22 protein-coding genes and 1 pseudogene are annotated in these 24,777 nt (G+C 63.3%); 12 read left to right on the plus strand and 11 right to left on the minus strand.

Annotated features, from left to right (window positions below; translation table 11 throughout):
- Positions 1–151: 151 nt before the first annotated feature.
- From adhP to ACSFA8_RS24390, 5 genes are all read right to left on the minus strand, one after another.
- The gene (adhP, locus tag ACSFA8_RS24370; RefSeq protein WP_435482052.1) at positions 152–1,186 is read right to left on the minus strand and encodes an alcohol dehydrogenase AdhP; all 1,035 of its coding nucleotides are present in this window, start codon (positions 1,184–1,186) and stop codon (positions 152–154) included.
- Between the two features lie 152 nt (positions 1,187–1,338).
- A complete protein-coding gene (locus ACSFA8_RS24375) occupies positions 1,339–2,304 on the minus strand; it encodes an MBL fold metallo-hydrolase (RefSeq protein WP_435482053.1) in 966 nt (321 codons plus the stop codon).
- Between the two features lie 19 nt (positions 2,305–2,323).
- Entirely contained in the window at positions 2,324–3,148 is an 825-nt protein-coding gene (locus ACSFA8_RS24380; RefSeq protein ID WP_435482054.1) for an ABC transporter substrate-binding protein, read from the minus strand.
- Between the two features lie 17 nt (positions 3,149–3,165).
- Positions 3,166–4,536, minus strand: a complete 1,371-nt coding sequence (locus tag ACSFA8_RS24385; protein ID WP_435482055.1) for an MmgE/PrpD family protein — start codon at positions 4,534–4,536, stop codon at positions 3,166–3,168.
- A gap of 51 nt (positions 4,537–4,587) precedes the next feature.
- Positions 4,588–5,559 carry a Bug family tripartite tricarboxylate transporter substrate binding protein gene (locus tag ACSFA8_RS24390; RefSeq protein WP_435482056.1) on the minus strand — a complete coding sequence of 324 codons (972 nt, stop codon included), beginning with the start codon at positions 5,557–5,559 and terminating at the stop codon, positions 4,588–4,590.
- A 165-nt stretch (positions 5,560–5,724) separates the two neighbouring features.
- On the opposite strand from ACSFA8_RS24390, the gene ACSFA8_RS24395 reads away from it, so the two are divergent.
- From ACSFA8_RS24395 to ACSFA8_RS24420, 6 genes are read left to right on the plus strand one after another with little or no spacing between them, the layout of a single operon-like run.
- The gene (locus tag ACSFA8_RS24395) at positions 5,725–6,915 is read left to right on the plus strand and encodes a CaiB/BaiF CoA transferase family protein (protein ID WP_435482057.1); all 1,191 of its coding nucleotides are present in this window, start codon (positions 5,725–5,727) and stop codon (positions 6,913–6,915) included.
- A 2-nt stretch (positions 6,916–6,917) separates the two neighbouring features.
- Positions 6,918–7,727, plus strand: a complete 810-nt coding sequence (locus ACSFA8_RS24400) for an enoyl-CoA hydratase (RefSeq protein ID WP_435482058.1) — start codon at positions 6,918–6,920, stop codon at positions 7,725–7,727.
- A gap of 28 nt (positions 7,728–7,755) precedes the next feature.
- Positions 7,756–8,742 (plus strand): quinone oxidoreductase family protein, encoded by a 987-nt coding sequence (locus ACSFA8_RS24405; protein ID WP_435482059.1) that lies wholly within the window; start codon positions 7,756–7,758, stop codon positions 8,740–8,742.
- 37 nt (positions 8,743–8,779) lie between these two features.
- Entirely contained in the window at positions 8,780–9,757 is a 978-nt protein-coding gene (locus ACSFA8_RS24410) for a Bug family tripartite tricarboxylate transporter substrate binding protein (RefSeq protein WP_435482060.1), read from the plus strand.
- A 56-nt stretch (positions 9,758–9,813) separates the two neighbouring features.
- The gene (locus ACSFA8_RS24415; RefSeq protein WP_435482061.1) at positions 9,814–10,509 is read left to right on the plus strand and encodes a GntR family transcriptional regulator; all 696 of its coding nucleotides are present in this window, start codon (positions 9,814–9,816) and stop codon (positions 10,507–10,509) included.
- 54 nt (positions 10,510–10,563) lie between these two features.
- Positions 10,564–11,169, plus strand: coding sequence for a class I SAM-dependent methyltransferase (locus tag ACSFA8_RS24420; protein WP_435482062.1), 606 nt, complete (start codon positions 10,564–10,566; stop codon positions 11,167–11,169).
- Between the two features lie 246 nt (positions 11,170–11,415).
- Here the strand turns inward: ACSFA8_RS24420 and ACSFA8_RS24425 are convergent, their stop codons facing one another.
- Positions 11,416–12,291, minus strand: a complete 876-nt coding sequence (locus ACSFA8_RS24425) for a LysR family transcriptional regulator (RefSeq protein WP_435482063.1) — start codon at positions 12,289–12,291, stop codon at positions 11,416–11,418.
- A 103-nt stretch (positions 12,292–12,394) separates the two neighbouring features.
- On the opposite strand from ACSFA8_RS24425, the pseudogene ACSFA8_RS24430 reads away from it, so the two are divergent.
- The 3 genes and pseudogenes from ACSFA8_RS24430 (at position 12,395) to ACSFA8_RS24440 (ending at position 14,778) form a co-directional block, all read left to right on the plus strand.
- A pseudogene (locus tag ACSFA8_RS24430) lies at positions 12,395–13,339 on the plus strand (NADP-dependent oxidoreductase).
- A gap of 57 nt (positions 13,340–13,396) precedes the next feature.
- Entirely contained in the window at positions 13,397–14,266 is an 870-nt protein-coding gene (locus ACSFA8_RS24435) for an NmrA/HSCARG family protein (RefSeq protein ID WP_435482064.1), read from the plus strand.
- Positions 14,267–14,475: 209 nt separating this feature from the next.
- Entirely contained in the window at positions 14,476–14,778 is a 303-nt protein-coding gene (locus ACSFA8_RS24440) for a DUF2314 domain-containing protein (protein WP_435482065.1), read from the plus strand.
- A 677-nt stretch (positions 14,779–15,455) separates the two neighbouring features.
- Here the strand turns inward: ACSFA8_RS24440 and ACSFA8_RS24445 are convergent.
- Positions 15,456–16,049 carry a c-type cytochrome gene (locus tag ACSFA8_RS24445; protein ID WP_435482066.1) on the minus strand — a complete coding sequence of 198 codons (594 nt, stop codon included), beginning with the start codon at positions 16,047–16,049 and terminating at the stop codon, positions 15,456–15,458.
- 137 nt (positions 16,050–16,186) lie between these two features.
- Positions 16,187–16,756, minus strand: coding sequence for a TetR/AcrR family transcriptional regulator (locus tag ACSFA8_RS24450; RefSeq protein WP_435482067.1), 570 nt, complete (start codon positions 16,754–16,756; stop codon positions 16,187–16,189).
- A 99-nt stretch (positions 16,757–16,855) separates the two neighbouring features.
- Here ACSFA8_RS24450 and ACSFA8_RS24455 point away from each other — a divergent pair, with 99 nt between their 5' ends.
- Together ACSFA8_RS24455 and ACSFA8_RS24460 are read left to right on the plus strand one after the other, a co-directional pair.
- Positions 16,856–18,028: an FAD-dependent oxidoreductase gene (locus ACSFA8_RS24455; protein ID WP_435482068.1), complete on the plus strand. Its 1,173-nt coding sequence runs from the start codon at positions 16,856–16,858 to the stop codon at positions 18,026–18,028.
- 692 nt (positions 18,029–18,720) lie between these two features.
- Positions 18,721–21,099 carry a hypothetical protein gene (locus ACSFA8_RS24460; protein ID WP_435482069.1) on the plus strand — a complete coding sequence of 793 codons (2,379 nt, stop codon included), beginning with the start codon at positions 18,721–18,723 and terminating at the stop codon, positions 21,097–21,099.
- A 500-nt stretch (positions 21,100–21,599) separates the two neighbouring features.
- Here ACSFA8_RS24460 and ACSFA8_RS24465 read toward each other — a convergent pair whose 3' ends face one another.
- The 3 genes from ACSFA8_RS24465 to ACSFA8_RS24475 form a co-directional block, all read right to left on the minus strand.
- The gene (locus ACSFA8_RS24465; RefSeq protein WP_435482070.1) at positions 21,600–22,343 is read right to left on the minus strand and encodes a ParB N-terminal domain-containing protein; all 744 of its coding nucleotides are present in this window, start codon (positions 22,341–22,343) and stop codon (positions 21,600–21,602) included.
- Positions 22,340–23,005, minus strand: a complete 666-nt coding sequence (locus ACSFA8_RS24470) for a hypothetical protein (RefSeq protein ID WP_435482071.1) — start codon at positions 23,003–23,005, stop codon at positions 22,340–22,342. The genes ACSFA8_RS24465 and ACSFA8_RS24470 overlap by 4 nt, the downstream gene beginning before the upstream one ends.
- A gap of 174 nt (positions 23,006–23,179) precedes the next feature.
- The gene (locus ACSFA8_RS24475) at positions 23,180–23,761 is read right to left on the minus strand and encodes a recombinase family protein (protein ID WP_435482072.1); all 582 of its coding nucleotides are present in this window, start codon (positions 23,759–23,761) and stop codon (positions 23,180–23,182) included.
- A 146-nt stretch (positions 23,762–23,907) separates the two neighbouring features.
- On the opposite strand from ACSFA8_RS24475, the gene ACSFA8_RS24480 reads away from it, so the two are divergent.
- Positions 23,908–24,756: a hypothetical protein gene (locus ACSFA8_RS24480; RefSeq protein ID WP_435482073.1), complete on the plus strand. Its 849-nt coding sequence runs from the start codon at positions 23,908–23,910 to the stop codon at positions 24,754–24,756.
- Positions 24,757–24,777 lie beyond the last annotated feature (21 nt).

Genomic DNA, 24,777 nt, shown 5'->3' on the forward strand with positions numbered 1-24,777 from the left:
TCATCGAGCGCTGTCGAGCAGGACGCCGCTCGCGCCCTTCGACGCCCAGCCAGTGCATACGGCGGGCTTGCATGGCGGAACTCCTTTGCAGCCGATCTGGGGCCGGCATGGGATGGGATGCGCGGGGGTGTTCGGGTGTTCTCTTCTCGGCTCAAGCTCCCGCGAATTCGATGACCACGCGCGATGCCACTTCGCCGCGCTCGAGCCGGTCGAGGACCCCGTTGATCGACGTCAGGGGCTGCAGCTCGATGTCGGCCTTGACCTTGCCCTCGGCGGCGAAGGAGAGCGCTTCGGCCATGTCCCTGCGCGTGCCGACGAACGAACCGCGCACGGTGATGCAGTTCGCCACCACATCGAAGAGCGGGACCGGGAACTCGCCTGGCGGCAGCCCGACCAGGACGCACGTGCCAAGCTTGCGGGTCATGGCAACGCCCTGCTTGAATGCGGCCAGCGAGGGCGCCGTGATCAGGACGCCATGCGCTCCGCCGCCGGTTTCCTTCTTCACGGCGGCCGCCGCGTCGCCGTTCCGGGCATTGATCACGACGTCGGCGCCGAGTTGTTTGGCGTGAGCGAGTTTGCCCTCGTCGATGTCGACCGCACAGACATGCAGACCCATGACCTTGGCATACTGGATCGCCAGATGCCCGAGTCCGCCGACGCCGGAGACGGCGATCCATTCGCCAGGCCTAGCCGCGGTCTCCTTGATCCCCTTGTAGGTGGTGATGCCGGCGCAGATGATGGGTGCCGCATCCCGGGCCGCCAAGCCGGCGGGCACGCGGGCGACGTAGTTCGGGTCGGCCAGGATGTACTCTGCAAAGCCACCGTTCTTGGTGTAGCCGCCGAACTGCGCCTGGGCGCACACCGTCTCCCAGGCCGTCAGGCAGTACTCGCAATGACCGCAGGCCGAGTAGAGCCAGGGCACCCCGACCCGGTCGCCCTCTTTCACGCTCGTCACGCCGGCTCCGACGGCCGCCACCCGTCCGATGCCCTCATGGCCGGGAATGAACGGCAGCGTAGGCTTCACGGGCCAGTCGCCATGCGCGGCATGGAGGTCGGTGTGGCAGACGCCGCAGGCCTCGGTCTTGACCAGGATCTGGCCGGCCCCTGGCGTGGGAATGTCCCATTCCTGAAGCACCAAGGGTTTTCCGAATTGCTCGACGACTGCAGCTTGCATCTTTTGTGTCATAGGTCACTCCTGTTGATGGTGAGGTCGTGCCCGCACGTCGATCGCTCGCCGAGCCTCGATGCGCATCCTGCACGGTGCGCGCAGCAGGACGAGCCGTCTGTGCGCTGGCCCACGCCCAGCAGGTGCGCTCAGGTGCCTCTATCAGTGTCGACTCAACAGCCCGACACGCATGCGCCGGCAGCGTCAAAACCCATGGCCACACCAGAGCGCGGGATGTGCACCGGAACCTTCACTGCCTTCACAAACGCTTCCGTCTTGCTGCCTGGGCGCACCTTGCCGTTGATCGTGCCGACCTCGTTCGCATGCGATGCGATCACCGAAGCTGGCTTGACCAACTCGTTGATGACGAAGGCAGATTCGGCAGGGCCAGTGCTGAAGCCGTCGCCCATGTTCATCACCACGAGTTTCGCCTTGTAGTAGTCGCGCACCACGCGTTCCTGATCGGCCACGATGCCGGTGTCGCCGGACAGATACGCGACGAGGCCGTTGCTGAAGCGCAGCACAAAGCCCGTCGCCAGGCCGACGTCTCCGGCGATGCCGACGTCCTTCATGGCCTTGCCCAGTTCTCCACCGATGTAGTCGGGATCCAAGCCATTGCTGTGCAGCGCGCTGACAGTGGCGATGCGCACGCCGCCAAGCGTCACGCTGCCGCCGAAGCGCGCGAGAACCGAATCTGCCGGGTTGCCGCCGTTCGCCTTCAGCTTGGCGGCAAAGAAGGGAGGCATTTCGCTGCCGGTCACGATCTTCGATTTCTTCGCGAGCGCGATGTTCACCGCGTTCGAGTTGGGCATGGCAGACACCGACATGTCCGGGTTCTCGCAGCTCCCCGAATTCGGAGCCTTGTTGTGGGCGTTGCCGACGTGGTCGCCATGCATGTGGCTCACGAGAATGATGTCGATCTTTCCGAGGCGTGGGTCGCTTGCACCTGCGACGGTGCGGCCGGGGTCGTACAGGATGCGTGTCCCGTTGGGATCTTCGAAGATCAGCGCGCGATCCTGAGGACAGAACTCGCCGTCGATACCGCCCAATGGCGTGACAGTGACGTTCTGCGCCAGCGCAGGGAGCGCGAATGTAGTGGCCAGCGCCGCCGCGGCGACGAATGCATGGAAGCTCTTCATGGACATCATCCTTTCGTGGTCAGAGGGTTCGTAGCGGCGCGACCGCGGCGCCTTGGATAGCGTGCCGCTTCAGGGCTTCGGCAACGAAGCCCGAGGCCTTCATTTCCTCGATATAGCTTTTGAGCCAGGCCTGTGCCGTGGTGCGGCCCTTGGGTACGCCCATGGCCTGCTCGATGACCATGAAGCGTCCGGGCAGCAGGCGGACTCCTCCAACGCGCGAGGCGTCGGACTGGAGTTGCTGTCGCACGCCGGCGGCTACGTCGAGGTTCTGCGCGAGAAACATGTCAGTCACTGCCGGCGAAGTCGGTGCCCGCACCAGGGTGGCCGACTTGATCTCGCGCGTGAGGAAGAGGTCGTACGCGCTGCCTCGGCCGACGACCACGCGGGTGCCGGGACGATCCACCTCGTCATTGCGCTGCAACGGGGAGCCGTTCTTCACCATGTAGGCGCCTTCGATGATGACGTAGGGCGCCGTGTATTCCATATCGGCGGCGCGCACAGGGTCGATCGCGACGAATGCAAGATCGACCTGCCGCGCCTTGACCGCCTCGACCACCGCGCCGGCGGAATCAAAGGTGACGAGTTCGACGGGCAAACCGAGCCGGCGCCCCGCTTCCCGCGCCAGGTCGACCGAAACGCCGCGCGGCTCCCCGGCCGAACCGCGGCTCGCGAGGATCGGGTTGCCGAAGTTGATCGCCGCGCGCAGCTTGCCCGTGTTGCCGAGTTGCGCGACAGCGTCTGCCGGTGGTCTTGCCGTTGGGCTTGCGCAGCCTGCGAGCAGCAATGCGCCCGCGGAGCAGAATCGACGGCGGCAGGCGCTTTCAGGATGATGGTGTGGAGTCATGGGGTCGCTCCTTGTGTTCATGGACGGGCCAGCGCACAAAGAGTGCCCACGTCCGCAGCCTCAGCCAAGGACCAGCAGGACGCAAGCAGATCGGAGCTTCGCTTCTCGCCCAGCATTGCATCCGACAGGCCGTGGAACTTGCGCGCGAGGTCGTCGTCGCTCATGGGTCGTTGCAGGGAGCCGATGGCGTGCTCGACGAACACATGCTCGCGCCGACCGTCGGCGAGCACCGCTGTCACGTCGGCACTGGCTTCGTTGATGCTGTCGTCGACCGTCGCCACGACCTTGCGGCGCAGCGCGACCACGTCGACGCGGTTGACGATGTCGTCGGCGAATTCTTCTTCGGCTGCGCGGCCAAACACCAGGCCCGCGGCGCAACCGTGATACACGCTGAACTTGCCCTGCAGGCCGTCTGCCGGCTCCTTCTTGCCGGTGAGCTCGAGCACCAGCGAGTGCACCTTGAGCTCGATGCGCTCGACCTGTTCGGGCTTGACACCGCGCTCGCGCAACTGCACGCAGGCGTCGATGCTCGGGTGGATCACGATGCCGCATGCAAAGGGCTTGTAGCTGTTGAAGGAAATCTCGAAACGTTCGCCCAACTCGTCGGTGACTTCATTCCACGCGTATTTGGTCGACACCACCTGCGCCCAGCCTCGCGGCGCTTCGATCGAGCGCGGGCTGGCGGTGTAGCCGTGCTTCGCCATCAACGCCGACATCAGCCCGGCGCGTGCGGCCCCGCCCGGATGAAAGGGCTTGGTCATGGTGCCGAACTGCTCGCGCAGGCCGACGGGTTGCGACGCTGCGATGCCCAATGCCATCGCAGTCAGGTCGGCATTCAGGCCCAGCAGGCGCGCACAGCCGGCCGCCGCGCCAAACATGCCGGTGGTGCCGGTGATATGCCAGCCACGATCGTAGTGCTCGGGGTAGACCGTGTTGCCCAGGCGGCAGGCGACGTCGATGCCCAGCACCAGCGCATCGAGCACCGCGCGGCCGCTCGCGCCGGTGTGCTCGGCCAGTGCGAGCACGGCCGAGGCCACGGGGCCGGCCGGATGGATGATGGTCTTCAGGTGCGTGTCGTCGAAGTCGAAGGTGTGCGAGGTGATGCCATTGAGCAGCGCCGCGCTGGCGATATCGACCTTCTCGCTGCGGCCGAGGATCGTCGCCTGGGGCGCTGGTTGCAGCGTCTGCACCGCGGCCAAAGCGGCCTCGACCGCCTCGTGCCGCGCCGCGCCGACGGCGCAGCCCAGCCAGTTGAGGAAGGTGCGGTGGGCTTCGCGGTCCACCGCATCGCTCCAGCCCCGCGAGGGATGGTTGGCGACGTACTCGGCCAGGATGCGGGTGATGGGTGGGGCGTTGTGATCCGCGGGAACCTGGGTGTTGCGTGCCATGGTGAAAGGTCAGTGGTGAGAAAGGAAGGACGGAGGGCGGGGGCGCGGACGTCAGTTGTCGAGTTCGATCTTGCGATCGCGTGCCAACCGAGTCCAGCGTGCGAGGTCTGCGCGAAGGTAGTCGCCAAACTGCTGCGGGCTCATCGGCATAGGCTCGACCGCCTCGACCGAAAGCTTCTCGCTGAGATCCGGCGCCTTGAGCACCGCATTGAGGGTGTCGTTGAGTTGCTTCACCACGTCGGCAGGCATGCCGGCGGGGCCGACCACGCCGTACCACTGCATCGCGTCGAAGCCCTTCAGGCCGAGCTCCTCGAGCGTGGGCACGTCCTTGAGTTGCGGATGTCGTGCCTTGCCGGTCACGGCCAGCGGCCGCGCACGGCCCGACTTGATGTGCGGCATGGCTGCTGCAAGCCCCGGGAACATGGCCTGCGTCTGGCCACCCATCAGGTCGGTGAAGGCCGGTGCGATGCCACGGTAGGGAACGTGGGTCAGCTGCGTCTCCGTCTGCTGCTTGAAGAGCTCCATCGTCAGATGCGTCAGCGAGCCGGCACCGGCCGAGCCGTAGCTGATCTTCCCGGGGTTGGCCTTGATGTACGCGACGAACTGCTGGAAGTCCTTGGCCGGCACGTCGACGTTGAGGACGAGCACGTTGGGCGTGCCGCCGATCATGCCGATCGGCGTGAAGTCCTTCACCGGGTCGTAGGGAAGCTTGCGCGTCGCCGGGCTGGTGCCGTGCGTGGCGACATAGCCCTGCATCAGCGTGTAGCCGTCGGCCGCCGCGCGCGCCGTGTTCTGCGAGGCGATCACGCCCCCTCCCCCGCTCTGGTTTTCCACAACGAAGGTCTGGTTGAGCAGCTTGCCCCAGCGCTCGGTGACCGTGCGGCCGACCATGTCGCTGCCGCCCCCGGCTGAGACCGGAACGATGTAGCGAATCGGCTTGCTGGGGAAGGGTTGGGCGAGTGCATGACCGTGCAGCCCCAACAGGGCGGACGGGAGCGCGAGGGCGAAAGTTCGGCGTTGCATGGCGGCTCTCCTGGGGGTGCGAGTGGACTGTTCTTAAGCTTGCATATGCTGATTCATTGTCTTTAGAAATGGCATAAGGGTTTGCGATCAGGCAAAAAGTGTTGACACTTTAGGGCTCGAACTCAAACAATCGAGCGATCCAAAACCATCGGATCCGCCTTCCGCATGCCTCACCTTCCGGCCTCGACTGCCCTGCAACGCTTCCGCGTGATCGATCTAACCCAGGTTCGCGCCGGCCCGACGGCCTGCCGCCAGCTCGCGGATTGGGGCGCCGACGTGATCCAGGTGCAGATGCCCGAGCACATGCGTGGCGACGACACGCTCGGCGGCCAGGACGGCTCCGACTACCAGTACACCCATCGCAACAAGCGCTCGATCACGCTCAACCTGAAGGAGCCCGAAGGCATCGAGACCTTGAAGCGCCTGGTAGGCGGCGCCGACGTGGTGGTCGAGAACTTCCGGCCCGACGTGAAATTCCGCCTGGGCATCGACTACGAGTCACTCGCAGTCGACAACCCGCGCCTGGTCTACGCGAGCATCTCCGGCTTCGGCCAGACCGGCCCGCTCGCGAAGCGCCCCGGCTTCGATCAGATCGCGCAGGGCCTGGGCGGGCTGATGTCGGTGACCGGATTGCCTGGCGATGGGCCCGTGCGTGTCGGCATCCCAATTGCTGACCTGTGCGCCGGCATCTTCGCGGCGCAGGGCATCCTGGTGGCGTTGCTCGAGCGCGAGGCCTCCGGCCGAGGCCAGTGGCTGCACACCTCGCTGCTCGAGTCGATGGTCTACATGATGGATTTCCAGACCTCGCGCTACCTGATCGACGGCGAGGTCGGCACGCAGGCCGGCAACTTCCACCCCACGAGCATCCCGACGGGCGTTTACAAGGCGCGCGACGGCTATATCAACATCGCGGTCTTTGGCTCGAAGATCTGGGAGCGCTTCTGCCACATCCTCGGCGCGCCGGAATGGATCACCGACGCGCGCTACCACGACAAGCCTTCGCGCTCGGTCAACCGCGATGCGCTCAACGCCGAAATCAACATGCGCCTCGCCGGACACGACCGCAGCCACTGGATCGCCCAGTTCAACGACGGCGGCGTGGCCTGCGGCCTGATCAGCGACATGCGCGAAGTCTTCGACGAGCCGCAGATCGCACACCTGGGCATGGTGCAAGAGGTGGTGTCGGCACGGCTCGGCCCGCAGCGCCTGGTCGGCCAGCCGATGCAGCTCGAGCGCACCCCCAGCACCATAGCGCGCGCCGCGCCGCGCCGTGGCGAACACACCGAAGAGGTGTTGCGCGAGCTGGGCATTGCCGCCGAGGATCTCACCCGAATGAAGTCCACCGGAGTCTATTGACGATGTCGAACCCCGCTTACGAATCGACCACCGGGCGCGTGCAGACCTGGCTCGACGCGAGCACGCTGCACATCCGCTTCAACAACCCCGCGCGCCACAACGCGCTGTCGGTTGACATGTGGGAAGCGGTACCGCCGTTGTTGCGTATCGCAGCCGCAGACGAGCGCGTTCGCCTGGTCGTGTTCTCCGGCGCGGGCGACAAGGCCTTCGTCTCGGGCGCGGACATCACGCAGTTCGAGGACATGCGCGCTGCGCGCGAGGCCGTGACGCGTTACGAAGCGATGGCCGAAGAGGCGCTGATGAGCATCCACGACTTCGCGAAGCCGACGCTCGCCTGCATCCGCGGCTACTGCATCGGCGGCGGCGTGAACGTCGCGATCAGCTGCGACATCCGCATCGCGTCGAGCAATTCGGTCTTCGCCATCCCGGCCGCGCGATTGGGCCTGGGCTATCGCTTCACGGCCATGAAAAACCTGGTCGATCTGATCGGCCCCGGTGCAGCCAAGGATCTGTTCTTCACTGCACGACGCATCGGTACGGACGAGGCCAAGGCGCTCGGGCTGATCTCGCGCATCGCTCCGCCCGAAGGGCTCGAGGCGCTGCTGTCCGAGTACACAGGCGCCGTGGCCGAAAACGCGCCGCTCACGATCGCCGCCGCCAAGGCGATCGTGCGCGAGATCCTGAAGCCCTCGCCCGAGCTGGACAGCGCGCTGTGCACCTCGCTGATCCGGGGTTGCTTCGACAGCGCCGACTACACCGAAGGCCGCACCGCCTTCATGCAGAAGCGCAAGCCGGTGTTCACCGGGCGCTGAACCTTCCGCCACCACTCCGGGAAACACCATGCAGGCTTACTGGATGCAGATGATCGATGCCGACACCGTGCTCGAGGTGCGCGATACGCCCGTGCCGGCGCCAGGTCCGCAGCAGATGCTCGTACGCATTGCAGCCGCGTCGCTCAACCGCGGCGAGTTCATCTCAGGCCACGGCCTGGCCGGCGCGCCCGGAAGCTGGAAGGCGATCGGCGGCGAGGGCTCCGGCGAGGTGGTCGCAGTCGGCGCCGAGGTCGCGCGCTTCAAACCCGGCGACCGTGTGTTCGGCCGCTGCTCCGGCGCTTTCGCCGAGTACGCGCTGGTGGAAAGCGCCGAGGCCATCGCGATGCCCGAAGGCCTGTCGTGGGAGGAAGGCGCGAGCATTGCCCTGACCTTCCTCGTCTCGTACGACATGCTCGTGCTCCAGGGCCGGGTGCAGCCGGGCGAGTGGGTGCTGATCAATGGCGTCTCTTCGGGTGTCGGCGTCGCGTCATTGCAGCTCGCCAAGGCACTGGGCGCCAAGGTCATCGGCACCTCGGGCTCGGCCGACAAGCTCGAACGGCTCAAGCCGCTCGGGCTCGACGTTGCCCTCGCCACGCGAGCGCCCGACTTCGCTGCAGGCGTCATGCAGGCCACCGACAAGCATGGAGCCGATCTCGTCATCAACACGGTCGGTGGCACCGTTTTCCCTGAGAACATCCGCGCGATGGCCTTCGAGGGTCGGCTCGCCACTGTCGGCTACGTCGACGGCGTGGTTCATGCCGATCTCGACTTGGCGGCATTGCATTCGAAACGCCTCACGCTCTTCGGCGTGTCGAACAAGCTGCGCAGCAAGGCGCAGCGCGCCGCCGCCGTGCCGGGCTTCGTGGCCGACGTGATGCCGCATGTCGCAGCGACCCGCATCAGGCCGCTGGTCGACCAGGTCTTCGACTTCGCGCAGTTGCCCGAGGCCAAGGCCCGCATGGAGGCAGGCCGCCATGTCGGAAAGATCGTCCTCCGTCCCCCTGCAAAGGCCTGAGCCACCGTTGACCAAAAAATGAGAAGGAGACACGCGAATGAACACCCACAAGAAGATCGCCCTGGTTCTCGGCCTGTGCACCTGGGCCGCCATGCCGGTCGCGGCACAGCCGGCTGACTACCCCAGCAAGCCCATCCGTCTGGTCATCGGCTTCGCGCCGGGCGGCGCTGCCGACTACGTCGCACGCGCGATGAGCAACGCCTTTGGCAAGGCACTCGGCCAGCCGGTGGTGGTAGACAACAAGCCGGGGAACGGATCGAGCATCGCCGCAGACCTCGTGGCCAAGGCGCCGGCAGACGGCTACACGCTGCTCATCGCGAGTCCTAGCAGCATCTCGGTCAACCCGGCGCTCAATCCCAAGCTGCCCTACACCGCACGCGACCTCGCCGCCGTGACCAAGATGACGACCTCGCCGCTCGTGCTGGCGGTCAACCCCGGCACCGGCATCAACTCAGTAGCGGATCTCGTGGCGGCAGCCAAGAAGGATCCGGGCAAGCTCAATTACTCCACCTCGGGCAATGGCTCCGCGCCTCACCTGGGCGCTGCGCTGTTCAGTCAGGTCACAGGCACGGAGATGACGCACATCCCTTTCCGCGGCGGCAGCCTGGCGATCCAGTCGGTGATGGCGGGCGACACCCAGCTGACTTTCGGCACCTCGCCTTCAGTACTGCCGATGGCCACTGGTGGCCGACTGCGCGCGCTGGCCGTGAGTACGCGCGAGCGCTCCCCGCTGGTGCCGAACTTGCCGGGCATGAAGGAGTCCGGTCTTCCCGAATACCACCTCGAGTTCTGGTACGGCATGTTCGCGCCAGCGAACACGCCGCCTGCGGTGCTGAAGAAGATCTACGATGCGACCCTCGCCGCGATGCAGCAGCCCTCGGTCAAGACATCGCTCGCGCGTGACGGCACCGAAGTGTCGGTATCGCAGTCACCCGAGCAGTTCAACACGTTCCTGGCAGAAGACGGCAAGTTCTGGGTCAAGCTGGTCAAGAGCGCCAACGTGAAGGTCGAGTGATGAGATCCTGGCCATTTCCGGGCAAAACGGGTTGGCACTGACGTTAGGATTTGCCCATGCCGACTCTCTCCCCCAGCCCCCGCAGCGCCGGACTCGCGCACTCGATCGCGAATGAGCTGAAGCAACTGATCTATTCGGGCGAGTTCCAACCTGGCGACCGCCTCAACGAGGCGGCGCTGGCTCTGCGCATGGGCACCAGCCGCGGGCCGATCCGCGAGGCCATCAAGGTGCTGGCAGGCTTGGGCCTCGTCACGGCCGTTATCAACCGTGGCGTCTTCGTGCGGCAACTGTCGCTGCGCGAGATGCTGGAAATTTACGAGCTCCGCGCGCTTGTCTTCGGCTACGCCGCGGATCGCGCCTGCGAGCACCTGACAGAAGACTACAGGAAGCAGCTCGAGTCGCTGCTGGCGGCCATGGACGCAGCCTGCGAAGCCGAGGATGGCACGCTCTACTACGAGCTCAATCTACAGTTCCATGCGCTGATTCTGATCATCTCCAACAATCAGCGCGCACATCAGGCCTACGACGACTACGTCAAGGAGCTCCACCTCGTGCGCCGCAAGTACTTCAACGTGCCGGGCAACATGCGCCGCTCGAACGTGGAGCACCGCGCCATCTTCGACGCCATCGTCGCGTCAAACCCCGCCCGTGCAAAGGCGGCTGCGGAACGTCATGTGCATGCAGGCCGCGCCCGGCTACTGTCGAATTTCGGGGAGGCGCTGCCAATTGAAAGCGCTCGCCGTCCGACTTGAGGGGGCGCCTTGTGGCATCACGAAGAGCGAAGCGCATACGAGTAGGATCCACCCATGGAGTCTGTTGATGCCACCACCTTCGATGAGTCGTACTACGCGCGCTACTATTTCGACAAGAAGACCAAGGTAGCCGACCGGCAGCATGTCGAACGGCTGGGTGCCTTTGTAAGTTCCTACCTAAAGTACCTGCGCGTCCCTGTGCATCGAGTGTTGGACGTCGGTTGTGGAGTAGGGCTGTGGCGCGACATCGTAGCCCGGCACTTTCCGCAGGCGAGGTATCAAGGCGTCGAAGTCAGCGAATACCTGTGCGGTCGCTACGGCTGGGAGCGTGGCTCGGTCGTGGACTACCAGGCTCAGGAGCCATTTGACTTCGTCATCTGCCAGGGCGTTCTGGCCTATTTGAGTCCAGTCGACCTGAAGCGTGCCCTACGCAACCTCGGGACCCTAAGCCATGGCGCGCTCTACGTGGAAGCAGTGACTCTCGAGGACTACGAGAATGACATCGTGGACGAAGACCTCACCGACCCTCTCCTCTTTCGGCACCGCGCAGACATGTACCGGCGAGGGCTGTCGAGGAAATTCAAGGACTTGGGCGGCGGCGTGTGGCTCAGCCGACGAGCCGATGTGCCACTCTTCTCGCTGGAATGCGCAGTGGAGTGATCAGTCGCTCGGTAGCGGCCGGCCGTCGTGGGCCAGGAATGGTCGCTCGTCGTCGCCTCGCAGCGATGCAGCTTCAACGGTGGCATGGCAAACCCATAGAGCGGCTCTAGTCGGCCAAAACAGGACTGCCGCATGGGCGAGGTTGCTCGTTCGAAACAGAGTTTCGAAATCTTTGGGTGCATGAAGTCAGCGTCGGCTGCGTAGCCGCGAACTGCCGACCATTCGCCAGAGCGACCGACCGGTTTTCTAGCCGTTCAGTACGAGGGACCCTTGCGGATATTGCTCGCACATGAATTCGACAAACGCCCGAACCTTCGGCGCAGGAAGTCGTCGCGATGTATGCAGGACCCAGAGCGCGACCTCCACGCCCGAAACCATGCCCCACTGAACCAGTTCTCCGCGCGTCAGTTGGTTCCACGCGATGGATTGCGGCATCAGGGCGGCGCCGGCGCCAGCGACTGCAGCGTCGCGAATCATCAGGAACGAGGAAAGTCTCAGCTTCGGGATCGGCTCCAGGACAAGGCGTCCGTCGTCGAGCGTCCAATTCGTGGGTTGAAAGCTTGTGGACACGATGCCGGGAACAGGGCTGACCTTGCCTGGGGTTGGCACAGGCACAGAGGGCGCGGCCACGACCACCAGCCGGTCCTTGGCGAAGCACCGGCCCACGAGGCTGCTGTCCGGGCTTGGATTGATCCGGATCGCAGCGTCGAACTGCTCCTCGACGAGGTCGACGAGGCGATCATCCGCCACCACCTCGCACGTGACCTCGGGGTAAGCCGCGCAGAACTCGGCGGAGATGCGACCCATCGCAAGCTGGGAGAACAGCACCGGGGAAGCGACGCGCAAGCGCCCGCGCGGTACCGACAAGCCCTCACGAGCGGAAGTCATGGCGTCAGCCACTTCGTGCATTGGCCCTTCGGTGCGATCCATCAGCATCTGGCCGGCTTCCGTGAGCTTGAGCCCGCGGGCGCTGCGCTCGATGAGTCGCACGCCGAGTTGCTCTTCCAGTTCCGCGATGCGCCGGGACAGTGTCGCCTTCGATCTCCCGCTCGCGCGGCTTGCCTTTCCGAGGCCTCCATTCGTTGCGACGAGCGCGAAGTCGGTCAATGCATTCAGGTCCATGTGTTCCGAATTTGAGACGAGGTGTCTTCATTTTCGCGTCTTCGTTTTGCCAATGCAACGACCTATCTTCTCCTCATCGCAACTTCGACATGAGGAAATTGAAATGACCACCACTCAACGCGCAGTCCTGATCCGAGCCTATGGCGGTGTTGCCGCCGCCGAGGTCGCCGAGATCGCGAGGCCGGCAGCCGGACAGGCCCAGGTTCTGGTTCGCGTTCGGGCGGCCGGCGTGAACGGCATCGACTGGAAAGTTCGTGAAGGCTTCGTCCAGAAGGCTTTCCCGCTTCAACTGCCCGCGGTGCTGGGTATCGAGCTTGCTGGTGTCGTCGAGGCAGTCGGCCCCGGCGCCTCGCGCTTTCGCGTGGGCGATCGCGTCATGGGGCCGCTTGGCGGGCTGGGTGCCTATGCCGATTTCGTGACAGTCGACGAGACGAAGCTGGTGCGCACGCCGCACGGCCTGGACGACGTCCATGCGGCCAGCGTCCCCGTGGCGGCCGTGGCGGCCGTGGCGGCCTAGCATAGCTTGCACCATGCGGGTCCGATCGCCGCAGGTCAGCGAATCCTGATCCACGGCGCAGCGGGAGGGCTGGGCGGCTATGCCGTGCAGTACGCCAAGCGGGCAGGCGCCGAAGTCTTCGCAACGGCGTCGACCGCGCACGTCGAGTACGTTCGCAGCCTGGGCGCGGACCACGTCATCGACTACCGGACCGAACGCTTCGAATTGGTCGCGCGGGACATCGACCTGATGCTCGATTACGTCGGAGGCGAAGTGCTCGATCACTCGTGGCAAGTGCTGACGAAGGACGGTGCGATCGTCGGCACGTCCTCGGCCGACATCCTTGCACGCACGCCCCCCGGCCGCCGCGGACTGTGGTTCGTGAACAAGCCGGACCCAGCCCTTCTGGACCAGCTGGCGACGGAAATCGCCCAAGGCACGCTGATCTCGAAGCTCGGCGAAGTCGTGGGCTTCGACGACATCCCCGCGGCCATTGAACGCAATCGCACCGGCCCTCGCGTCGGCAAGGTCGTCGCGGACTTCTCGCGCTGATCGATCCCCTACCCCCATACCCACCTAACCCGTTTCCCCTCAACCCTGGAGATTTCCATGAGCATTCTCGTCACAGGTGCCACCGGCACCATCGGTTCCCTCGTCGTGCAAGGCCTGGCCTCCGCCGGCGCACAAGTCAGCGCGTTCGTTCGCACACCCGGAAAGCAAAGCTTTCCGGCCGGCGTCAAGGAGGTAGTCGGCGACCTGACCGACGTGCCCTCATTGCGCGCGGCACTCTCGTCGGTGCGCACGCTGTTTCTCCTGAACGCCGTCACGCCCGACGAGGTGACGCAAGCCCTCGTCGCGCTGAACCTGGCGCGCGAGGCTGGCATCGAGCGCGTCGTCTACCTGTCGGTCATTCATGCGGACAAGTTCACCAATGTGCCGCACTTCACCGGCAAGCACACGGTCGAGCGAATGATCGAGAGCCTCGACATTCCAGCGACCATCCTTCGGCCGGCCTACTTCATGCAGAACGATCGTACGGCTCAGCAGGTGATCCAGGGTTACGGCGTCTACCCGATGCCGATCGGCTCGGCGGGCGTCGCGATGATCGATGCGCGAGACATCGCGGACGCCGCCGTCGCCGAACTCCTGCGCCGCGATCGCGCGCCCGCACCGTCACCGCGCACGACGCTGGAGCTGGTCGGGCCCGAGCTGATGACTGGCGAGTTGGTGGCCAAGATCTGGAGTGCTGCGCTCGGTCGCGAAGTGACCTACGGCGGGGACGACGTGGCGGCCTTCGAAGCACAGATGGCCACATTGGGGCCATCCTGGCTTGCCTACGACATGCGCCTGATGATGGCCGGGATCCAGAAGTTCGGCATGCACGGTGCGGACGGCGCAGCGGATCGCCTGCAGGCCATCCTTGGCCGCCCTCTGCGCAAGTACACCGACTTTGTCAAAGAGGCCATTGCCGCGTCGTAGGCGGCGCGCTTCGCGTACGCCAGCCGGGACCGCAGGTCACAAGCAATGCTGATTCGTGCACACGGACGGGTATCCAGGAAATCATCACTAGTTGCGCTCTCGGTACCTGATATCCGTTCCGTGGTGTAGCGGTTCCCGGCATTCAGCGGCGAAGCGCGAATGGGTACTATCGGCAATGATCGGACATTCATACACGCACCAGGAATGACATGGTCAGTTTCGAACTAGACAACGGAGAAGCGATGCATGCGGCTGCACCCGCGACGTTTTATCTTCCTCCGCTCGAAGCCAGGACTTGCTTGGTACCTGGTGACATCGTGAAGCTTGTCTTCCGAATCGAGCATGACGGCGAAGTTGACGTTGAGCGAATGTGGGTCATCGTGCAGTCCGCCGATCCATCAGGCTACGTCGGCGCGCTCGACAACCAGCCATACTGCACCGAGGAGCTTGAACTAGGGACGCTGGTTCGTTTTGGTTCGGAGCATGTGATTCAAATCCACCTGTCCAGCTGACCAACCGCAGGATGCGGCCACAAGCTGCCTTTCATTCTCTCGGCCCAATTTGAACCCGCGCGCATGAAATTTCTTACTTCCCGCTCGATGATCGCTTTGGCTGCGATCGTCATCGTTGGGGTGGCGGGCCTCATCAAAGGCTACAGCTTGGGCTGGATTGGCTCGCGGATTGAAAATCAGTGCCAAGAGTTTTGCGCGGCCCGGGGAAAGCCTGGCCAGATGTTGCCGGTCTTTCCCAAATCCGTTACTGGCGGTCGCGACGGGCCTACTGAATGTGTTTGCCGATAGGTCGTCTTGCGGGCCATAAGCAGACCATCATCCTCGACCGTCCCAAGGAGCTCTACGTGACGCAATCGGTTCCCGCCAAGTACCTGCTCATGCGCGATGGTGGGCATGGTCCAGAGGATGTTTATCGAGTCGCCTTTGCAGATGGCTTCAAGCGGTCCGAATGCTTGCTTTTGATGGGGGGCTCTATGACCTTCGACTGGATAAAGCGCGAGAGATCGCCCACAGGGTCTATCGCAGCGAGGGTCCGCAAGTTGACCTGCAATGACCGTTTTTGAGCGCGATGTACAGCCGCTTTGGGCCCCGTACCGGCTGTACAGACTTCTCCAAAGCGGCCGCTCGCATCACCGGAACCTCACGTCAGAACTTCCGCAACAGACGCGGAACCGATGTCAGCGCAGCGACGCCAAGTGCGCGGCCAACGACTCGATCTCGGCGTTGGTGAGGTCGGCAAGCAGCGGATCCGGCTTCGCGGAGGATCCGTGTGACCGCGTGCCGCTCCGCATTAACTGCAACGACCAAGTGGTGTAACGCACTTTTTGCCCTGCGAGCCGTGCCGCGCCGGACTTCGTCCCCTGCAACGCCGAACCGTGGCAGCTGGCACATCGCAAGCGATCCACCAGTGCGCGGCCGGCTGCGCTGCCGGACGATTGCGCGGCGGGAGCGGGCACCAGTGCCGCATAGTGGTCGGCGAGGTCGTCGACATCCTGCTCGCTCAACTCCGCGGCAAGGTTCGCCATCACGGGGGCAGTACGTTTTCGCTCGCGGAAGGCACGCCATTGCGCAATGAAGTAGGCCTTCGGCTGCCCTTCGAGCAGCGGCACTGAGGAGTGGATCGTTTCGGTAGACGAGTGGCAAGATGCGCAGCGTGCCGCGGAGAGCCGTGCACCGGCCGCCACGTCGCCGGCCGCCCTACCGTGCGCGACCAGCAGGCAGCCCAACAGCGAAGCGGCTGCAGCTGCGTGCCGAGCACGAGCGGCGATCATGTCGCGTGCTCCCGGGCCAAGCACCGGATGGTCGGCGTTCGCATTTCAACGAAGAATTGGATGAATGGTCAGACTGTAGCCAGTACGAGAGCCCGCGCGTGTGCCCGACCAGTTCCTGCGCCGTGCGGATGGGGCCCTCACGCATCAAACAGATAGGCCTGCACTGTCCCGCCGACTCGTCGCACGAGTTCGGGTCGTTTGAGCCCGACGACTGGCGGTAACCGCAATACATAGCGGCACAGGGCCAGGCCAAGCACCTGCGTCGCAATCAGCCCAGCGCGTGCCGCGGCCGCGGCGCGCGGTTCGCCGGTCAAACGTGCGATCAACGGCGCCATCTGCGTTGCGAATATCGCCTGCATGCGCTCGGCGGCAGACTCGTTCGTGGTTGCGGCCCGCAGCAGCGCCATCAGCGTTTCGTCCCCTTCCCAGCGGTCCAGAAAGTGCTCCACGAGCCCGGCCCCCAGCGCCGCGCGGGGCACTTGGCTCAGGTCTGGCAACCGCAAGTCGAAGTCGGCCGCAGCCGCAAACAGCCCCTCCTTGTTGCCGAAGTAGCGCATGACCATGGCCGGATCGATGTCGGCCGCTGTGGCCACGGAGCGGATGGTGGTCGCCTGATAACCCAGTGCAGCGAATTGCGCGCGTGCCGCCGCCAGGATCGTCGCCTTGGTGGCGTCGGAACGCCGCACGGGAGGGGTGGTTTCATTCATGTCAACAAGTATAGGCCAACGCATGTTGACTTCGTCGGCGGAGCCGTCTATAGTTGCCAACACTTGTTGACCAACAGATGTTGACTTTAGGAGATCATCATGTCCCAGACCCCTGCAGTTCTTTCCTCACACTTCGATGCCGACGTCCTCGTCGTCGGAGCCGGCCCGAGCGGCCTGACGCTGGCGGCAGCGTTGGCGCAGCGCGGCGTGCGCGCCATCGTGATCGATCGCCAGGCCGAAGGCGCCAACACATCGCGGGCAGCGGTCGTCCACGCCCGCACGCTCGAAATGCTGGAGTCATTGGACGTGGCGCGGCGCCTCGTGGCGCGCGGCATCCAGGCACGCCGCTTCACGGTTCGGGATCGCGACCGCGTGCTGATGCCGATCGGCTTCGAGGATCTGCCCACCCGTTATCCCTACACCCTGATGGTGTCGCAGGCGGTGACTGAGAGCATCTTGCTGGAACGCTTCACCGAACTCGGCGGTCGTGTGATGCGCCCCCGCTCGCTGGTCGACCTGCATCAGGACGCAACAGGCGCCACTGCCACGCTGGACGACGGCCAGCAACTGCGCGCGCGTTACGCCGTCGGGGCCGACGGTATGCACAGCACGGTTCGGGAACGCGCCGGCATCGGCTTCACGGGCGACGCCTACGGCGAGTCGTTCGTTCTGGCCGATGTGCGCCTGACCGGCGGCGTGCCGAGCGACGAGGTGATCCTGTACTTCTCACCGGCGGGAATGGTGGTGGTGGCGCCTCTGCCCGACGGCGTGCATCGCATCGTCGCCACCGTCGACCACGCTCCCGAGCAGCCCGACATCGCCTATGTGCAGGCGCTGCTCGACACCCGCGGCCCGAAAGCCGAACGGGCTGTCGTGCACGAAGTGGTGTGGGGCTCGCGTTTTAGGGTTCACCATCGGCTGGCGGATGCCTATCGTTCGGGGCGCGTTCTGCTTGCTGGCGATGCCGCCCATGTGCACAGCCCGGCCGGTGGGCAGGGCATGAATGCGGGCATCCTCGACGCCGTAGCCTTGGCCGACGCGCTGACGGAGGCCCTGGCGGGCAACGACTCCGCGCTCGACGCTTACGGCGCCGTGCGCCGCCCGATCGCCCAGCAGATCGTGGCGCTCGCCGACCGTCTCACCCGAATGGCGGTGGTTCGCCCGGGCTGGCGCGTTCTGCGCAATCTGCTGCTGTCGGCGCTGTCGCGCCTGCCCGCGCTGCGGCGACAACTGGCGTGGCGGCTGTCGGGGCTCGTTTATCGGGCCAGCTAGGAAGATCTTGCTTGACTGCGGTCGACGCCTGATTCCATTGACTTGCCTTTTCTTGAACGAAAAGGTGTCAACCCAATTCAGGACGGGTCAATAGAAAACAAAAAAGCCACCCGAAGGTGGCTTTTTCATTGGAGACTGCTCCAGAACTTGGCGGAGTGGACGGGACACAGCGGACACATCGCCAGCATTAGCGATCACTCACCGCCGAACACCCGTCAAACCTAAACTTCAACCCCGAAGCACGTAAACGAGACCGACCGATGTGGGAAGGCTCGAAGGAACCATTGTGGGAAGACTTTGCCAACAGCGCAAGTGGCGATCACGGGCATGGCCCTCCACCGGGCGGCTACTATTGGCCATCACCCGCCAATCAACGTGGATGCCAGAAGCAGCCGCTCGCCGCCGCTCTCGACCCACAGCCGTCATACGCCTCACCAATTTGGGCACCGGATACCTGACGTTTACATCGTCAAGTTGCGCCCAGCGCTATCCGATTCGACCGGAGGCCAAATGGCGAAGCCTCGGCGACTACTCGGTAGGATAGCCGGCCAAGGGCAGCTCCGCGCCAAAGTGCCGTTCGCGTGAAATTGAGGACAAGATGGCGGCGAACACCCTGTCTGAGCGTCCCAGTAAACTGACTTCACCACAGTCGGGCTGGCAGCTGCCCCATCGTTTTGCAACATCGGTATCCAATGAGCCTAGTCACTGATCTTTCCAAAGCAATAACTGAAGAAGATGTTAAAGACGCCTACGTCAAGGCCCTAGGTCTCAAGAGTATCAAGAAGGGCCTGATTGATATTCGAACGGAAGAGATATGGTTTGAGGCGAAGTCCACTGCCGTCGCTCCCGTTCTTATGTTCACCCAGCTTCTCTTCTATGTGCGGGACGCGAGAAAGAAGGGCGAGCACATACCGCCATTCTTGGCAGTTATTGATCGAGAAAAAGCCGCCGTCATGGAAACGGTTAAAGCTCTGCCAATAATGATGGACAAGTCCATTAAGTGGCCGAAGTCCGCGTCACAGGTGGACAAGAAGGTGGCAGCCCAAGCCGCTCCGTACATCGAAACTCACTTCGTGGTCTACAAGATCGACAGCCACGAAAAGGAGTTCATCAACACCATCAAGACCGCGATCAAGGCGGGAAAGCTGATTCGCACACCGATCACACCTGCAAACTTGCGGCAGGTGTTCGATCGCTGGGTTGAAATGATCGGCAGGGAGATCGATGGAGTCAGCGAATCCGACTACGCGCTCCTGTTCTTTGCAGACATCATGCACGACGGTGTGAAGGCTGCGATGGCGAATTTGCCTGCTCGCCTGCTGCACGAGGACGACCGTCCAGTCTTTCTGTTGAACGGAAAGACGTTCGAGCTGTCGAGCGACCGTGGCTATCGGAAGTTTTGGGCGATCTACCATCGACCGCCCGAAGAAGAGTACCGCGGCTATCTCCTCGAACGCAGAGACAGCCTGCTCCCAATCGATGAGCGAAGCTTCAAGGGAGCCTTCTACACGCCGCTGCACATCGTTGACAGTGCCTATGACTTGTTGGCTCGGACATTGGGCGCAAGCTGGCAGAAGAATTACGTCGTCTGGGACATGTGCTGCGGCGTTGGCAATCTTGAAGTTAAGCATTCGAATCATCGCAACATCTTCATGAGCACGTTGGACAAAGCTGACATCGACGTGATGACCGCAAGTCATACGTGCGCCGCGGCGGTCAAGTTCCAATACGACTACTTGAATGACGACATCACGGATGATGGTGAGATCGACTATTCGTTGTCTAAGAAGCTGCCTCCCGCCCTCAAGCAAGCGATCGAGGATGCGAATGTGAAGAAGAAGGGTGCGAAGAAGATCCTCGTCTTGATCAATCCGCCGTATGGCGAGACGGGCTCAGGCATCGGCAAGGGTGACACGAACAAGGTGGGCATCGAGCAATCCAAGATCAACATTCAGATGGACTTCGGCTATGCAAGCAAGGAGCTGTTCGTGCAGTTCTTGACGCGCATACAGAAGGAGATTCCGAACGCCACGCTGGCGATGTTCAGCACGTTGAAATACGTCCTTGCTCCCAATTTCGAGTTGTTCCGAGCGCGGTGGCAGGCCGAATTCCTTGGCGGCTTCGCCGTTCACAGCAAGGCGTTCGACGGAATCAAAGGTGATTTCCCGATCGGCTTCCTGGTTTGGGACACTTCGAAGAAAGTGGCAATCACCAGCATTGAGACGGACACTCTCACCAAGACTGGCGAGCTCCTAGGAACGAAGGTGTTCGCGAATCGCCCTGCCAATACCTACCTGAACAAATGGATCACGCCGCCGAAGGCCAACAAAGAGTTGGCATTGCCTCTCTCGAATGCGTTCACGATCTCAACGAACCCTCGGCTGAAGCGGTCGTGCGACGATATGATTGGCTACTTGTACGCAAGCAACAACGACTTGCAGCACGCAGGGCAGGAGACGCTGATCACTTCGTCGATCTACACGGGAGGGAACGGCGGTGGCCTGTACATCAACGCTCAGAACATTGCGCAGGTTGCGGTTGTGTTCACCGTACGTATTCTGATTGGCCATACTTGGCTGAATCACAACGATCAGTTCTTGCAACCCTCGTTGCCGCTGTCTAGCGAGTTCGAGTCGGACTGCCTGATCTACATGCTGTTCTCAGGCAAGAACTTGAGCGCAGGATGTAAGGGTCTTGAATGGAACGACGACACGTGGACACTCGTAAACCACTTCATCCCCTATACAGAGGTTCAAGTCGGAGCGGCAAGTCGATTCGAGTCAAGCTTTATGAGCGACTACATCGCTACGCTTACGCTTTCGAGCGAGGCGAAGGTAGTGATGGCTGAAGGACGGAAGCTTTGGAAAAAGTACCACGGCACTCGCTTCGAGAAGCGAATCCGCGACGAGTACAAGCTGAATCGGCCCGACGTTGGTTGGTATCAGATTCGAAGGGCTTTGAGAGCCAACATTGAGAACGATGGAGTGGATTTCACGCCGCTGGAAACGGCTTACCAAGCGCTGACGCTGAAGCTGAGGCCCGACGTCTACGATCTAGGATTCTTGCTTTGAAGCTCGGGCCGCCTACCCAAAAGCCGGCGCCGATGCGCGACCGCTATGACCGTTCAGTAACTTTGACGAAGGTCAGCTTCTCTTGATGCCGAAGGACCGCACCGGGCCGAGGCTGTGTGAAAACGCAATGCGGTCGACATCGTTCCGAAAGTCGACCTCTCAGATTGACCCACGTTGCCTTTTTTCTGATGTGCCAAGGGGTCAAGTACCCCTGAAAACATGACTCAACGGAGTTTTCACACAGCCTCTGCCCATAGCGGACCTCGGCACGGTGCAGAGCGAGAACCCTGACCCGTCCGACTTGCGCCGTCGATTCTTCTGGTGCCCTTAACAGGGCAAGTCTCCAGCATCCATGCGGGTTGCAGGCCGATTTTTCTACCCTGAAGTGTTAATTCTTAACAGCGACCCTCGCGGCGCCCCCTACCGACGCCCTCCCGCCCGTCCGCGAGGAGCCGTGAAGGCCGCCCCGGACAGGCCCAGAATGGGGGCATTCAGGCCGCTCAGAGAAACGCATCGTCTGGGGCTCGCTCAACAGGGATGACCTTGTAGGGCTGGCGCTTGATGATGGCGTCATGGGCCTTCTTCATTATCGTGTCCAAGCCCTTGCGTCCCGTCGCACTCTGGATGCTTCGGCTCTGGGCGACGGCTTCGGCCAGTAACGTCTGAAACCGCTCCACGTCGCGCTGCTCCTCCGAGGGAGCATCCCTAGGCTCCAACATGTCGGGCGACCACTCGCCGCCACGGTTCTTCTCTAGGGCCTTGAACAAGGTCGGATGATCTTGCTCTACCCACTTCCTGATCGTTACGTGACTGGGATCGCCGCCGAAGGCAACCGCCATCTCCCGGTACGACATCAGCTTGCCGCCGCGAGGCTTGTTCTGCTTGGTGCTGATGAACTTGCCGAACGCCCTGCGGCGCTCTGGCTTCTTGTACGACTCGCCATGCGCAAGGTTCGCCTTCGCTGCTCGCCACTCGGCCTCGCTCGCGGTCATCTTCAAGATGGTGGCCTCGAAGTGCGTCCATCCGAGTTCTGTTTGGGCCTCGCAACGATGCCAGCCGTCAACCAGATAGAGCGTGCCCTTGATGTCCGCCAGTTCGATGGGCGGCATCGTCGCACCAAGCTTGTAGACGCTGCGGTAGTGCTTCACGCGGGTGGCGTTCAAGCTCTCCCGGACTTGCCACTCGGGCTTCTTCACGATGTCCGTGCGGGCAACCTTCACGATGTCTTGCTGGGTGTCGTTCATTCCATGTCCTTCAGCGCCGCGACCAAGCGCAGCTTTTCGTTGTCCTTCTTCTTGCGGTCTCGCTCATCGAGGCCCGCGAGTTGGATGCCTGCAACCCCGAAGGCGTCCTTCAGGGGCGCCGCAAGGCGCTCCAGCGTCCCCGGCAGGATGTCCCGGTAGACCCTCTTAACCTTGCCAGTCTCGGCGTCGTAGTACGTCCCGGCGTTGGCGTCCGTCAAAGCACGAACCCGCCGCGCAAGCTGGAAGTCGAACGCCCGGTCAGATCGGAACCGCTGGGGCCGCGTCTCGCGCATCACGAACATCGCGAGGGACGTGTCGATGATGTCCTGGGGTGGCACTTGGGCTGCGAGCTTGCGGATGTGATCCGCCGCCAGCACGTCATAGCGCGACCCAGCACGTCCCGCCGCGTGGCCCCTCAAGGTCTTCTCGGCGTGCCCCCGAACGGTGTCCCAACGTTGCTCCAGAAGCTCCCATGCGGGGTTGCTGGGGTTTTTCGCTCGGCGGGCCGCAACGCGGTCGCGGTAGACCTTCAACTCGGGCACGGTGATCCCGGTCTGGTCGATGGCCCCGTGGCGGCGGAGGGCTCGCTTGTGGCGGTCACAGTAGTTGCTGAAGCCGCTGGTGTGGTCGGCGCAGTTGGATGCTGCGCATGGTTTCGTCATCGATGAAAGTTCACTTCAAGAAAGTTGTCCCCGCCCCTTGAGAGGGACAGGAAGGAAAGCATGCAGGAGGGCCGTCAGAGGCGTCCCGAGGAAGCCGCACCGTGACCCCTATCGAGGCGCAGGGCGAGCTCCTACGGGCGCGTAGAGGCGTCTGTGACGTTCGGTGCTGCCGGGTCAGGAGGTGGCCGTATCGCGGACCCGCATGATGGTCTGACGGCTGGTGGAGAACTCTCGGGCCACCGCCGCAACGGCCTCTCCCGCCGCGAGCCGCCGACGCACATCCGACGCCTGCTCGTCCGTCAGGCTGTGGGGACGACCGAGCACCTTGCCGTCGCTCTTGGCCCTTGCGAGCCCCGCTTGGGTACGCTCGATGAGGAGGTCTCGCTCGAACTCGGCAACCGCTGCGAGGACGCCCATCGTCATCTTGCCGGCCGCGCTGGTGAGGTCTACGCCACCGAGGGCGAGGCAGTGAACCCGAACGCCCAGCCCCGTGAGCGCCTCTACGGTGCCCCGCACGTCCATCGCGTTGCGCCCGAGGCGGTCCAACTTGGTGACGACGAGCACGTCGCCTTCCTCCAGCTTCTCCGTCAGCCTGCCGAAGCCGGGGCGTTCAGAAGCCGCTACGGACCCCGAGATGGTCTCCGTGATGGTGCGCTGGGGGGTGACGCTGAAGCCCGCCGTAGCGATCTCCTGCACTTGGTTGTCGGTGGTTTGCTCGGCGGTGGAGACACGGCAGTAGGCGAAGACGCGGGACACGGATCGGGGCTCCTTGGGGTGTTCGATAAGGGAGTCCGTATCTTCGGGGTGTCCGCAACCCCCGTCAAGCTAAGTTTTGGACAGGTCTGTGAACTATGTCCGCATACGGTCGAATTCGGACGCGATCAACCCGATACGATGCGGGCATGGCAACTGACCACCCGCTCTTCATCTACCGGAACATGGAGCGTGCTGCCCCGAGAGGCGACAGTCCGCGCTTCCGCATCCGCCTCAGCGCGGCATTTCCTGTCCTCGACGGACCGAGGGCTGAAGTGAGACAACGGTTGCGGTTGGAAGCTGGGATCGTGGTGCCAATCAGTCAGTGGGGTCCGCGATGGGATGAGTTCTACACGGGCGGTCCAATGGAGGAAGTACTCACCGCAATCACCATCACCTTCGATGTCTTGCGAAGACAGGTTGGTGCGCGGCCGGCCGAGATCTACCGCACGTTGGTTGAGCGTGCACTTGCGGAAGAGCACATCGGTTTTCGCATCGACCAAGGCGGCGTCATCCACTATGCAGTTGATGAGGTATTCGAGGGAACAAGGGCCGCCACCTTAGCCTCGCTGGACGACCCGGTACTCGCAGTAGCTCGGACTTGCTACGAGGCAGTGTTTCAGCACCTCGATCGTCATCCACCGGACACGAAGACAGCCGTGCGATCCATGTTCGAGGCTCTTGAGGTCGTCGCCCGACAGTTGAATCCAACGGCACGCAACCTTCACGAGAATCTGTGTCGGAATCAACTGAAAGACCAGTACCTCGCTGGCAGCGGCGGAGACGCGGTTGAGCGGCGAGTGTGGGAGGGCATGTTCGAGGGGATGGCTCGCTGGGTAAACGCCATGCAGGAGTACAGGCACGGGCAAGTGGATAACCTCGCGCCGCCAACAGAGGAGTTCGCCGTCTACGTGTTGAGTTCAGGTTCGGCCTATCTGCGGCTTCTGGCCGGACTCGCGTTACGTGTGGGTGTTCAGCCTGCGCCAGCGGTGGCCTGATGTTTGCAGAAGACTTCAATC

The organism is Variovorax nitratireducens (genome assembly GCF_051216545.1).
In the GTDB taxonomy this organism is placed as follows: Bacteria; Pseudomonadota; Gammaproteobacteria; order Burkholderiales; family Burkholderiaceae_C; genus Variovorax.